This is a genomic window from Variovorax sp. YR566 (assembly GCF_051992195.1).
Lineage (GTDB): Bacteria > Pseudomonadota > Gammaproteobacteria > Burkholderiales > Burkholderiaceae_C > Variovorax.
This window is the reverse complement of sequence record NZ_CP197092.1, coordinates 5,439,437-5,451,254: the sequence shown is the minus strand read 5'-3', so window position 1 is coordinate 5,451,254 and position 11,818 is coordinate 5,439,437. Positions and strand designations below refer to the sequence as shown.

Here is an 11,818-nt window from a genome sequence, read left to right as displayed (position 1 = left end):
GGATCAGGACAGCGCGAGGGAGATGTCGTTGGTGGGCACCTTGCGGTCGAACGTGAGATTGGCCTCGACGTGCTCCAGGTGTTCGGTCATGAGGCGCACGGCGCGCTCTTCGTCGCGCGCGGCCAGCGCCTTCACGATGTCTGCGTGCTCGTCGTTGGAGTGCTCGGCCGCGCTGGCGCTCTGGTACATCAGCGTGATGAGGGCGCAGCGCGAGATGAGTTCGCCCAGGATCTGCGCCAGCACCTGGTTGCCCATGAGCTCGGCCATGCGCACGTGGAAGTCGCCGAGCAGCTCGGTGCGGCCCGAGATGTCTTCGCCCGACACGGCTGATTTTTCGAGCGCAACGTGCTCCTTCAGCGCCTTGATCTTGGCGGGCGTGACGGTGCGCACGAACTCGCGCGTCATCTCGGCTTCGAGCATGCGGCGCACGGCGAACACCTGCTTGGCCTCGTCGACGGCCGGTGCGGCCACGAAGGCGCCGCGTGCGGGCTCGAGCCGTATGAGCTTGTTCTGCGACAGCTGGAACAGCGCCTGTCGCACCAGCGTGCGCGAGACGCCGAAATGATCGGCCAGCTTCTGCTCGGCCAGCTTGGTGCCGGGCTGAAGCCGGTGCTCGACGATGGCCTTCGTGAGGGCATCGACGATCGAACGGGTGGTGGAGGACTCCATGTTTTTCATGATAGACCCAAAGCCGGTAACTGTATACACTTTTGTCCACCGGAATTTCCCGCACCCATTTCAAGGAGCGCCCCATGGGCCTGAGCACTCACGTACTGGACACGATGCATGGCGGTCCCGCAGCCGGCATGGAGGTCGCGCTGTTCACCACCGACGGCGACGCCGCGACGCTGGTGAAGCGCTTCACGCTGAATTCGGACGGCCGCAGCGACGGCCCGCTGTACGACAACAACTCGCTGAAGGCCGGCACCTACCGGCTGGTGTTCGACGTGGCGGGTTACTTCAAGGCTCGCGGCGTCAAGCTGCCTGAGCCGAACTTCCTGAACAAGGTGTCGCTGGACTTCGGCGTGGCGCACACCGACCAGCACTATCACGTGCCCCTGCTCGTCAGTCCGTGGAGCTACTCCACGTACCGGGGCTCCTGAGGTCAGTCGCCTTGTTGCTGGCCTTCTGTCAGGGTGTCGAGCTGGAAGCGCCCGCTCTTGTCCCACAGCCAGGTGTCGGTCCACGTGACCGCTCCGAGGCGCGTGGCGGCGGGGAAGGGCGCGGCCTGCAGCACGGCACGCTCGATCTCGGCGATCACTTCGGGCGCATGCTGGGGCGCGCGCAACCAGTGCATCGACACCACCTTGCCACCCGCATCCAGGTTCACCTGCAGCGTACCGACCGCATAGAGCATCGGCGGCAATTGCCCGCCGTAGATGCGCGAGCGGTTGATCTCGTAGATGTGGCGCGCCGCATCGCGGCGGTAGTCGCGCGCCGTGGCGGCGTTCGATGCACGAGGCACCCGGCCGGATGCGCTGGAAGGGGAGGCGCTGCTCAACTGGCCGGGCACGGCACCAGGGCTGCCGCAGCCGGCCAGCCAGAGGGCGGAAAGAACGGAAGCAGCAAGTGCAAGGCGGCGGGGCGTAAGCTGGCGATTCATCGCCGGGTTTATACCGTGAGTCTTCATGGGCCAGGCAACCGAAGGTATCGACAACGATGAGCGGTGCGGTCGATCAACTGCTGGCACGTCTTCGCCACGAAGACGCGGTGCTGGTGCGCGTCGAATCGACGCAGGGCTCGGCGCCGCGCGAGGCCGGCACCTGGATGGCGGTGTGGGCCGATGCGCTCACGGCCACCATCGGCGGTGGGCAGCTCGAATTCCAGGCCACGAAGGAAGCACGCGAAATGCTGGCTGGCTCGCGCAAGCCCTTCGATGGCATCCAGCGATACCCGCTGGGCCCGAGCCTGGGGCAATGCTGCGGCGGCGTGATGTTCCTGTCGTACGAGCGCATCACGGCCGCTGATGCGCCAAGGCTGCAGCGCGAACTGGTCGCGCAACTCAAGCCCGTGGCGCTGTTCGGCGGCGGCCACGTGGGCGCCGCACTGGCACGGTTGCTGGCTGCGCTGCCGTTTGCGGTGCGCTGGGTCGACAGCCGCGACGGCGTGTTTCCCGACGAATTGCCCGCGCAGATCGACACCGAACATTCAGAACCCGTGCAGGACGCCGTGGCCGCGCTGGCGCCGGGCAGCCGCGTGCTCATCATGAGCTTCAGCCATGCCGAAGACCTGGACATCGTCATCGCCTGCCTGAAGCGCCTGCGCGAGCGCAACGACCTGCCCTACGTCGGCCTGATCGGCAGCAAGACCAAGTGGGCCACTTTCAGCCATCGGCTCGAGGCGCGGGGCTTCACGGCCGACGAACTGGCCCGCATCACCTGCCCGATCGGCGTGCCCGGCATCACGGGCAAGGAGCCCGAGGTGATCGCCGTGGCGGTGGCGGCACAGTTGTTGCAATCGCTGGGCTGAACAGGGTTTTCCCGGCGGCCACGCCCTAAAAAACAGTCCCGTCCCTTGCCAAAACTGTATACACTTTCGGTCCACAACAAGCCGCAGCGGAGCGAGGCCCATTTTTTCATGGAGCCTGCGTTCGCGGCACTTTCTCTGCTTACAGCGCCCGCGGTGGTGAGCAGGCTGAAACCCATCCTTGGTGCCCCCACGCGCCAATCGGGTTGAGAGAGAAGCATATGGAAAGTTATTACCTCGACTGGGCCAACCTGCTGCTGCGCTGGGTCCACGTCATCACCGCCATCGCCTGGATCGGCGCTTCCTTCTACTTCGTGATGCTGGACAACAGCCTCGAAAAGCCGCAGGACCAGGAATCGCTCGACAAGGGCGTGGGCGGCGAGCAATGGGCCGTGCACGGCGGCGGCTTCTACAACATGCAGAAGTACGCGCTGGCGCCCAAGAAGCTGCCGGACCACTTGCACTGGTCGTACTGGGAGAGTTATTCGACCTGGATCACGGGTTTCACGCTCTTCACCATGTCGTACCTGTGGAACGCGAGCACGTACCTCATCGACAAGTCGAAGATGGACTGGCAGCCCGGCGCCGCCATTGCCGTGGCGCTGGCCTTCTTCGTGGTGTTCTGGATGGTGTACGACGGCATCTGCCAGATCTTCGGCCGGCGCAAGCACGGCGACACCATCGTCGGCGTGCTGATCGCCATCTTCATCGCCTTCGCGACCTGGCTGGCCTGCCAGTGGTTCGCGGGCCGCGCGGCCTTCTTGCTGGTGGGCGCCATGATGGCCACGACCATGAGCGGCAACGTGTTCTTCTGGATCATTCCCGGACAGCGCAAGAACGTGGCGGCGCTGCGCGAAGGCAAGCCGGTGGACCCGGTGCACGGCCAGCGCGGCAAGCAGCGCAGCGTGCACAACACCTACTTCACGCTGCCGGTGCTGTTCGCGATGCTGAGCAACCACTACAGCTTTACGTACACGCACAAGCACAACTGGATCGTGCTGCTGCTGATCATGCTCGGCGGCGCGGCCATTCGTCAGTTCTTCGTGGTGCGGCACCGCTTCAAGCTGGGCAATGCGGGCAACCCGCTGCCCTATGCGCTGGTCGGCATCGTGGTGCTGGGCCTGACCATCGTCTGGATGAAGCCTGAACCCGTGGCGGCCCCCGCGGTGGCTGCCGCTGCGCCTGCCGTGCCGTTCAAGGACGTGCAGAAGGTGCTCGAACAGCGCTGCTTCATGTGCCACGGCGCGGCCGTTCAGATGAAGAACGTGCGCGTCGATTCGCCGGAGCAGGTGGCCGCGCATTCACAGGCGATCTACCAGCAGGTGGTGGTCACGAAGATCATGCCGATGAACAACGCCACGGGCATCACCGACGAAGAGCGGGCCCTCATCAGCCGCTGGTTCCAGGCTGGCGCAAAGACCAACTAGACAGACAGAAGTTGACCGGCGGCAAGAGGGCGGGTCACGGTCCGCAGCACAATCGCCGGATTGGAGACAAAGCAGCAATGACCGCATCGAACCCCGCCTTCGGCCCCGCTCCCGATCCGCGCGAAGCCCCGCGCGCCTTCCTCGAACATCTCTACCGTGTGGCGGTGGACCGCGCGCTGCCGCTGTCCACGCTGGGCGCTCATCTGCCGCCGCCGCCCAAGGGCCGTACGCTGGTGCTGGGCGCAGGCAAGGCCGGCGGCTCGATGGTGCAGGCGCTCGAGGCCCTGTGGCCGGCCGATGCGCCGCTGTCGGGGTTGGTCGTCACGCGTTACGACCACATTCCGCCGCGGCCCGAAGGCGTGCCGCAGCGCATCGAGATCGTCGAGGCCGCACACCCCGTGCCCGACGCAGCAGGCCAGCAGGCCGCCGAGCGCATCCTCGCGCTGACGCAGGGCCTCACGGCCGACGACCTTGTGCTGTGCCTGATCTCGGGTGGCGGTTCATCGCTGCTGGTGCTGCCGGCCGAAGGCTTGACGTTGGCCGACAAGCAGCGCATCAACAAGCAACTGCTCGAAAGCGGCGCAGGCATCGGCGAGATGAACTGCGTGCGCAAGCACCTGTCGCGCATCAAGGGTGGCCGGCTGGCGGCGGCATGCGCGCCGGCCCGCGTGGTGACGCTGACGATCAGCGACGTGCCAGGCGACGACGCAGCCGTCATCGCCAGCGGCCCGACGGTGCCCGACGCCACCACCTGCGCCGATGCGCTCGCCATCCTCGACCGCTATGGCATCGAAGTGCCCGCGCCGGTGCGCGCGCAACTCGAAAGCGGTGAACTCGAAACGCCCAAGCCGCACGACGCCGTGTTCAAGGGCCACGAGACGCACATGATCGCCACGCCGCAGCAGTCGCTCGAAGCCGCGGCCAGGGCTGCGCGCGAGGCCGGCATCGAGGCGCACATCCTCAGCGACGAAATGGAAGGCGAATCGCGCGAAGTCGGCAAGGTGCACGCTGCGCTGGCGCGAGCGGTGGCGCACCGCGGCGAGCCGTTCGCGCGGCCCTGCGTGATTCTTTCGGGCGGCGAGACCACGGTGACGATCCGCCCACGCCAGCCGGGCCAGGCCAAAGGCCGCGGCGGGCGGGCCGGCGAGTTCTGCATGGGGCTGGCCGGTGCGCTCATGGGCCAGCCACAGGTGTGGGCGCTCGCCGCCGACACCGACGGCATCGACGGTGTGGAAGACAACGCTGGCGCCTTCGTCACGCCCGACACGCTGGCGCGCGCCACCGCTGCCGGGAAGAAGCTGTCGGACCATCTCGATCGCAATGACGCCTACGGCTACTTCGACGCCATCGGCGACCTGTTCGTGACCGGCCCGACCCACACCAACGTCAACGACTTCCGCGCGCTGCTGGTGCTGTAAGGAGCTTTACTCCTTCAGCACCATGTCGATGCACATCACCGCCGCCACGATCAGCAGGCGGCGGGCATCGTTGGCCGGCACGCCCGGGTCGATCGACAGCATGTAGTTGTCGGCGGTGGTGAAGAACTCCTTGCCCAGCCCCGCCCATTTCTTGGACACGGCGGCGAACTCGGTGCTGCCCTGCACGAAGCGGAAATCCCAGCTGGTCCACTTGCCCTTGAGCGTGCAGGCAATCTGCTCCTGAGCGTCGAGAACGTCGAACTTGCCGCCGATGGAAAAGAGCTTCTGCTTGAACGAACCGACGACCTGGTCGTTGCCATCCAGCACCTGCACCTTAGACAGGAAGATGGACACGCCGCGCTTGACCGACAGCACCTTCTGCCCTTCGGGCGTCGACACCACCACGTCGAATGGCGTGAAGCGCTTGTAGTCGGTGAAGCGCAGCAGCTTGCTGAAGAAGCCGAGGTTCGGCTCACGGCACTCCAGAATTTTCTGTTGCGAATTCGGGTCGAAGATGTCGTAGTTGTTGGCCGCCTTGAAGATGCCGACGTGTTCCTTGATGAAAAACAGGTTGTTGCGCAGCGCTGCGTGCATGGATTTCCCTCGTCCTCTGTGTGTTTGTGTGACGGGGATTATGTTCGGCGCGCATGACGACCCCGTTCTTCGCCCGTGACCGCCGGCGGGCGAGGTTTGTGAACTCGGGTTAATCTATGCCCCCGGCGGCCTGTGGCTGCCGTTGAAGCCGGCGCATCCTTTCGGGTGCAGAGCCGCACAGCACCTCCAGAATTCCCCATTCTTCTTTTCATCATCCAGTCCCCGAAGGAAAGTTTGCCATGACCGCCACCTACACCGACACCCGCCTGCTGATCGACAATGAATGGGTCGACGCCACCGGCGGCAAGACGCTGGACGTAGTGAATCCCGCCACCGGCAAGGCCATCGGCAAGGTGGCTCACGCCAGCATCGCCGACCTCGACCGCGCCCTGGCTGCCGCACAGCGCGGCTTCGAAACCTGGCGCAATACCCCTGCGAACGAGCGCGCTGCCGTCATGCGCCGCGCCGCCGGCCTCATCCGCGAACGCGCCCCCGAAATCGCCAAGCTCCTGACGCAAGAGCAGGGCAAGCCGCTGGCCGAAGCCAAGGGCGAAACGCTGGCTGCCGCTGACATCATCGAATGGTTCGCCGACGAAGGCCGCCGCGTCTACGGCCGCATCGTGCCCTCGCGCAACCTGGCCGCGCAGCAGCTCGTGCTGAAGGAGCCGCTGGGCCCCGTCGCCGCGTTCACGCCGTGGAACTTCCCGATCAACCAGATCGTGCGCAAGCTCGGCGCTGCGCTGGCCACCGGCTGCTCGTTCCTGGTGAAGGCCCCTGAAGAAACCCCGGCATCGCCAGCCGCGCTGCTGCAGGCTTTTGTCGATGCAGGCATTCCGCCCGGCACCGTGGGCCTGGTGTTCGGCAACCCCGCTGAAATCTCGAACTACCTGATCGCCCACCCGATCATCCGCAAGGTCACCTTCACCGGCTCGACCCCGGTCGGCAAGCAACTCGCCGCGCTGGCCGGTTCGCACATGAAGCGCGTGACGATGGAACTGGGCGGTCACGCCCCGGTGATCGTGGCCGAAGACGCCGACGTGGCGCTGGCCGTCAAGGCAGCGGGCGCGGCCAAGTTCCGCAATGCGGGCCAGGTCTGCATCTCGCCGACCCGCTTCCTGGTGCACAACAGCCTGCGCGAAGAATTCGCCCGCACGCTGGTCAAGTACACCGAAGGCCTGAAGCTCGGCGATGGCCTCGCCGAAGGCACGACCATCGGCCCGCTCGCCAACGCGCGTCGCCTCACCGCAATGGCCCATGTGCTGGAAGACGCGCGCAAGAAGGGCGCCACCGTGGCGGCCGGCGGCGAACGCATCGGCGACACGGGCAACTTTTTCGCCCCCACCGTGCTGACCGACGTGCCGCTGGACGCCGACGTGTTCAACAACGAACCCTTCGGCCCCATCGCCGCCATCCGCGGCTTCGACAAGCTCGAAGAAGCGATCGCCGAAGCCAACCGCCTGCCCTTCGGCCTGGCCGGCTATGCCTTCACCAAGTCGATCAAGAACGCGCACCTGCTGAGCCAGAAGCTCGAACTGGGCATGCTGTGGATCAACCAGCCCGCCACGCCGTCGCCCGAAATGCCGTTCGGCGGTGTGAAGGATTCGGGCTACGGTTCGGAAGGCGGCCCCGAAGCGCTCGAGGCTTACCTGAACACCAAGGCCGTTTCGATCCTGGGCGTTTGATCGGCGCTTAGTCTTCGGCGGAGGCGTTCCAGAACGCCTGCTGTACGCCGTCGAGCGTTTCGAGCTCGGCAATCACCTGGTCGAGCTCCAGCGGCTCGACTGCGGTGGCGTACAGCGTCGCTTCGATTTCCGTGTCGGCCGGCCCGAAGGCGTGCTGGTCGACATCGCGCACAGGGTAGTTCGCCGCTTCCAGGAGCAGCAGCAACTGGTCCATTACCTCGGGCCGCGCCGCGCGCGAACAGATCACGCGCACCGCATAGGTCGCCTCGCTCGATTCTTCGCTGATCGGGCGACGGTTGATCCGATTGACCACCGGCCGCAGCAGCGTGTTGCTGGCCAGCACGAACAGCGCGGCGATCATCGCCTCGCCCAGCAGATCGGCACCCGCGCAGGCGCCCACCGCCGCCGACCCCCACAGCGTGGCCGCCGTGTTCAGGCCCGTGATGTTGGCGCCTTCCTTCATGATCGCGCCCGCGCCCAGGAACCCGATGCCCGAGACCACGTAGGCCACCACGTGCACGGCCCCGTCCTGGCCATGCAGCCGATTGGCCATGTCGACGAACACCGCCGCACCCACGGCCACCAGCGTGTTGGTGCGCAGGCCCGCGGTGCGCTGCCGTATCTGCCGCTCGAGGCCGATCAGCGAGCCGAGGACGAACGCGGCCGCGACGCTGATGAAAGTGTCGAGCAGCGAGAGCAGGTTGATGTTCTGGATGGCTTGCATCGAAAGGTTCTTTCTTGTCGGTCGGCCCCGCATCGGGAGCCAGGGCATATTTGACGTTGCCAGGATGAAGCCTTGTTGGCGAGTTGCTCGGGGCACTAGTTGATCGGCGAGCATTCATCTCACTGCCACCCATACCGCCGCGCATACCACCCCTTCACCGCCTGCGTCAGCACTGCATAGCCGACCAGCATGGCGACAAGCCAGGGGAAGTACATCAACGGCAGCGCCTGCAGCTTGAAGTAGTGCGCCAGCGGCCCCATCGGCAGCCAGATGCCCACCGCCGCAATCGCCGCACCCATGATCAGCAGCGGCCATGCCGCGCGGCTTTGTAGGAACGGGATCTTGCGCGTGCGGATCAGGTGCACGATCAGCGTCTGCGACAGCAGGCCCTCGACGAACCATCCCGACTGGAACAGCGTCTGGTGGCCCACCGTGTTGGCCGCGAAGACGAACCACATCACCGCGAACGTGAGGATGTCGAACACCGAGCTCAGCGGGCCGAAGAACACCATGAAACGGCCCAGGTCCGCCGGGTTCCAGCGCTGCGGGCTCTTCAGAAACTCCTCGTCCACGTTGTCGAACGGAATCGCGATCTGCGACACGTCGTACAGCAGGTTCTGCACCAGCAGGTGCAGCGGCAGCATCGGCAGGAACGGAAGGAACGCACTCGCCACCAGCACCGAGAACACATTGCCGAAGTTCGAACTAGCAGTGAGCTTGATGTACTTGAGCATGTTCGCAAAAGTGCGGCGCCCCTGGATCACGCCTTGCTCCAGCACCATCAGGCTCTTCTCCAACAGGATGATGTCGGCCGACTCCTTGGCCACGTCCACCGCGCCGTCCACCGAGATGCCGATGTCCGCGGCGCGCAGCGCGGGCGCGTCGTTGATGCCGTCGCCCATGAAGCCCACCACATGGCCATTGGCATGCAGCGCGTGCACGATGCGCTCCTTGTGGGCAGGCGTGAGCTTGGCGAACACCTGGTGCGCTTCGACCACCAGGCGCAGGTCGGCATCGGCCATGTCCTCGATCTCTTGGCCGAGCACGATGCGGCCGACTTCCAGTCCCACGTCGGCGCAGACCTTGCGCGTGACCAGTTCGTTGTCGCCCGTCAGCACCTTCACGGCCACGCCGTGCTCGGCCAGCGCGCGCAATGCGGGAGCGGTGGATTCCTTCGGAGGGTCCAGGAAGGCGACGTAGCCCAGCAGCGTGAGCCCTGACTCATCGGCCACGCCGTAGGCCGCCTTCCGTGCCTCGGTCTTCAGCGAACGGCTGGCCACGGCCACCACACGCAGGCCCTGGGCATTGAGCTCCGATGCCACGCGATGGATGCGCGCCAACACCTCCGCATCGAGCGCCAGCACTTCAGCGCCACGCTCGACCGAGGTGCATACCGACAGAATCTCTTCCAGCGCGCCCTTGCAGATCAGCAGGTGCTCGCTGCCGCCATTGGCCACCACCACCGACATGCGCCGGCGCGAGAAATCGAAGGGCACTTCGTCGATCTTGCGATAGGCCGTCTGCAGACGCGTTTCGAGTTGCAGCTCGGCATGGCTCAGCACGGCTTTGTCGAGCAGGTTCTTCAGACCCGTCTGGTGAAAGCTGTTGAGGTAGGCCAGCTGCAACACGTGGTCCGAGCCTTCGCCCCAGGCGTTGGTGTGGCGCTCGAGCACGATGCGATCCTGCGTCAGGGTGCCGGTCTTGTCGGTGCACAGCACGTCCATTGCGCCGAAGTTGTGGATGGCTTCGAGCCGCTTCACGATCACCTTCTGGCGCGACATCACGACCGCACCCTTGGCCAGCGTGGCCGTCACGATCATCGGCAGCATCTCGGGCGTGAGGCCGACCGCGATAGACAGCGCGAACAGCGCCGCCTCCCACCAGTCGCCCTTGGCAACGCCATTGATCACCAGCACCAGCGGCGCCATCACCAGCATGAAGCGGATCAGCACCCAGCTCACGCGGTTGATGCCTGCCTGGAACGCGCTGGTGCCGCGATCAGTGGCTGTCACGCGTTGCGCCAGCGCACCGAAGAATGTGCGATCGCCCGTGTGCACGATGAGCGCGGTGGCGGTGCCGCTGATCACGTTGGTGCCCATGAAGAGCAGGTTCTCGCGTTCGAGCACGCCCGCCGCGTGGTCGCCGCGATCGACGACGAATTTTTCCACCGGCATGGCCTCGCCCGTCAGCGCGGACTGGCTGATGAACAGGTCCTTGGCGGTGAGCAGTCGGCAATCGGCCGGGATCATGTCGCCGGCCGACAGCGCGATCACCTCGCCCGGCACCAGGTCGCGCATCGGCACTTCGACGCGCACCGTACCGGCGTGCGTGGTGTCGAAGCCCTCGTCGCCAGCGGCACCCGCCTTGTAGCCCGGCGCAGGCCGCAGCACGGTGGAGGTGTTGCTCACCATGGCCTTGAGCCGGTCGGCCGCCTTGTTGGAGCGCGACTCCTGCAGGAAGCGCAGCACCGTCGACAGCACCACCATGCTGCCGATCACGAGCGTGGCCTTCATGTCCTCGGTGACATAGGAGACCAGCGCCAGCACCGTCAGCAGCAGGTTGAACGGATTGCGGTAGCACTGCCACAGGTGCTGCCACCAGGGCAGCGGCTGCTCGTGGCGAACCTCGTTGCTGCCGAGGCGCTTGCGCAGCACTTGCGCATGGCCTTCGCTGAGGCCGCGCGGCGAACTGTTGAGCTTGAGCAGCATCTCGCCGGCATCGGTGCGCGAGGCGGTGCCCAGTGCCTTCGCGATGTCGGGCGGCATGCTGACGAAGGAGCCGGTGCCGACGGGCTTCGATCCCAGCAGCGTCTGCCAGCGCTCGAAGTGATGCAGCATGTGGCGGCTGCGCAGGAAGCTTTCGAAGAAAGACTTCAGGACGTTTTTCATGGGGTTCTCCTTCGGGGCGGCCGCCGCCCGCCCAGGGAGAACCTCCGGGCATCAATCAGCCAGGAGCAACCCTTTGCGAAGCGCGGCGGCGGGCCGCGTTGTTGTTGGTGCAATCGATCGAAGCGAAGGGGGCGCGCTACGGCGCAAATGAGAGGCTGGGTCCATCGTGTGCTCCCGGGTTGCTTGCAGGTTGAAAGAAGGGCTCGGAGCGCGGCTCAGCGGCGAGGCGCGCAGGCCGGCTGGAGCACCAGGAAGCTGCGGATGCGGCGCGTTGTCCAGAGCGCCGCGGCCTGGTCGAGCGAGGCATCGACGACGGGCGCGGCGTCAACTGCCGCAGGGTCGCGGACAGGCGCGTGCGCCGACGGGCGAACACGCTGCTGCTGTTCGTGCGGCTGACGACGAAGATGAAAGTGACGCATGACAAGACTCCTTCGCAGTGAAGGGCCTCGTGCACGGACGCACGCAAGCTGACTGAAAAAGTCAGCGACGAAACGACGGGAATCGGGAGGAGGGGAACCGCTTGCCGATGAGGCAAGAGGGCCACGCTGTGTGCACACCGGCACGCAGCGCGGGAGAAGCCTGCGCTAGAGAGCCGGGTGTGTCACGCCTGCCGAGGCAC

Annotated in this window: 11 protein-coding genes; 5 read left to right on the top strand and 6 right to left on the bottom strand. The window is 65.9% G+C overall.

Annotation, left to right across the window (positions count from 1 at the left end; all coding sequences use genetic code 11):
- Positions 1-3: 3 nt before the first annotated feature.
- Positions 4-678 carry a GntR family transcriptional regulator gene (locus ACTG4X_RS25485; RefSeq protein WP_093058863.1) on the bottom strand — a complete coding sequence of 225 codons (675 nt, stop codon included), beginning with the start codon at positions 676-678 and terminating at the stop codon, positions 4-6.
- A 74-nt stretch (positions 679-752) separates the two neighbouring features.
- Here ACTG4X_RS25485 and uraH point away from each other — a divergent pair, with 74 nt between their 5' ends.
- Positions 753-1,103, top strand: a complete 351-nt coding sequence (gene uraH, locus ACTG4X_RS25480) for a hydroxyisourate hydrolase (protein WP_056519771.1) — start codon at positions 753-755, stop codon at positions 1,101-1,103.
- 2 nt (positions 1,104-1,105) lie between these two features.
- On the opposite strand, the gene ACTG4X_RS25475 is transcribed toward uraH, so the two are convergent.
- Positions 1,106-1,603: a hypothetical protein gene (locus tag ACTG4X_RS25475; protein WP_093081362.1), complete on the bottom strand. Its 498-nt coding sequence runs from the start codon at positions 1,601-1,603 to the stop codon at positions 1,106-1,108.
- A 56-nt stretch (positions 1,604-1,659) separates the two neighbouring features.
- Between ACTG4X_RS25475 and xdhC the strand changes: the two genes are divergently transcribed.
- From xdhC to ACTG4X_RS25460, 3 genes are all read left to right on the top strand, one after another.
- A complete protein-coding gene (xdhC, locus tag ACTG4X_RS25470; protein WP_097198493.1) occupies positions 1,660-2,469 on the top strand; it encodes a xanthine dehydrogenase accessory protein XdhC in 810 nt (269 codons plus the stop codon).
- Positions 2,470-2,687: 218 nt separating this feature from the next.
- Positions 2,688-3,893, top strand: a complete 1,206-nt coding sequence (locus ACTG4X_RS25465) for a urate hydroxylase PuuD (protein WP_440532220.1) — start codon at positions 2,688-2,690, stop codon at positions 3,891-3,893.
- Positions 3,894-3,970: 77 nt separating this feature from the next.
- On the top strand, positions 3,971-5,311 hold the full coding sequence (locus ACTG4X_RS25460) for a glycerate kinase type-2 family protein (RefSeq protein WP_093058859.1): 1,341 nt from the start codon (positions 3,971-3,973) through the stop codon (positions 5,309-5,311).
- A 6-nt stretch (positions 5,312-5,317) separates the two neighbouring features.
- On the opposite strand, the gene ACTG4X_RS25455 is transcribed toward ACTG4X_RS25460, so the two are convergent.
- Entirely contained in the window at positions 5,318-5,905 is a 588-nt protein-coding gene (locus ACTG4X_RS25455) for a phospholipid scramblase-related protein (RefSeq protein ID WP_440532219.1), read from the bottom strand.
- 239 nt (positions 5,906-6,144) lie between these two features.
- On the opposite strand from ACTG4X_RS25455, the gene ACTG4X_RS25450 reads away from it, so the two are divergent.
- Positions 6,145-7,587 (top strand): NAD-dependent succinate-semialdehyde dehydrogenase, encoded by a 1,443-nt coding sequence (locus ACTG4X_RS25450; RefSeq protein WP_093179702.1) that lies wholly within the window; start codon positions 6,145-6,147, stop codon positions 7,585-7,587.
- A 7-nt stretch (positions 7,588-7,594) separates the two neighbouring features.
- Here the strand turns inward: ACTG4X_RS25450 and ACTG4X_RS25445 are convergent, their stop codons facing one another.
- From ACTG4X_RS25445 to ACTG4X_RS25435, 3 genes are all read right to left on the bottom strand, one after another.
- A complete protein-coding gene (locus ACTG4X_RS25445) occupies positions 7,595-8,311 on the bottom strand; it encodes an MgtC/SapB family protein (protein WP_093058856.1) in 717 nt (238 codons plus the stop codon).
- A 119-nt stretch (positions 8,312-8,430) separates the two neighbouring features.
- Entirely contained in the window at positions 8,431-11,199 is a 2,769-nt protein-coding gene (gene mgtA / locus ACTG4X_RS25440; RefSeq protein ID WP_440532218.1) for a magnesium-translocating P-type ATPase, read from the bottom strand.
- Positions 11,200-11,414: 215 nt separating this feature from the next.
- On the bottom strand, positions 11,415-11,618 hold the full coding sequence (locus ACTG4X_RS25435; protein WP_093081375.1) for a hypothetical protein: 204 nt from the start codon (positions 11,616-11,618) through the stop codon (positions 11,415-11,417).
- Between the last annotated feature and the right edge of the window lie 200 nt (positions 11,619-11,818).

Excerpts from the sequence above, each read along its gene's own strand:
- ACTG4X_RS25485 (WP_093058863.1), bottom strand. The coding sequence starts at position 678 with ATGAAAAACATGGAGTCCTCCACCACCCGTTCGATCGTCGATGCCCTC.
- uraH (WP_056519771.1), top strand. The coding sequence starts at position 753 with ATGGGCCTGAGCACTCACGTACTGGACACGATGCATGGCGGTCCCGCA.
- ACTG4X_RS25475 (WP_093081362.1), bottom strand. The coding sequence starts at position 1,603 with ATGAATCGCCAGCTTACGCCCCGCCGCCTTGCACTTGCTGCTTCCGTT.
- xdhC (WP_097198493.1), top strand. The coding sequence starts at position 1,660 with ATGAGCGGTGCGGTCGATCAACTGCTGGCACGTCTTCGCCACGAAGAC.
- ACTG4X_RS25465 (WP_440532220.1), top strand. The coding sequence starts at position 2,688 with ATGGAAAGTTATTACCTCGACTGGGCCAACCTGCTGCTGCGCTGGGTC.
- ACTG4X_RS25460 (WP_093058859.1), top strand. The coding sequence starts at position 3,971 with ATGACCGCATCGAACCCCGCCTTCGGCCCCGCTCCCGATCCGCGCGAA.
- ACTG4X_RS25455 (WP_440532219.1), bottom strand. The coding sequence starts at position 5,905 with ATGCACGCAGCGCTGCGCAACAACCTGTTTTTCATCAAGGAACACGTC.
- ACTG4X_RS25450 (WP_093179702.1), top strand. The coding sequence starts at position 6,145 with ATGACCGCCACCTACACCGACACCCGCCTGCTGATCGACAATGAATGG.
- ACTG4X_RS25445 (WP_093058856.1), bottom strand. The coding sequence starts at position 8,311 with ATGCAAGCCATCCAGAACATCAACCTGCTCTCGCTGCTCGACACTTTC.
- mgtA (WP_440532218.1), bottom strand. The coding sequence starts at position 11,199 with ATGAAAAACGTCCTGAAGTCTTTCTTCGAAAGCTTCCTGCGCAGCCGC.
- ACTG4X_RS25435 (WP_093081375.1), bottom strand. The coding sequence starts at position 11,618 with ATGCGTCACTTTCATCTTCGTCGTCAGCCGCACGAACAGCAGCAGCGT.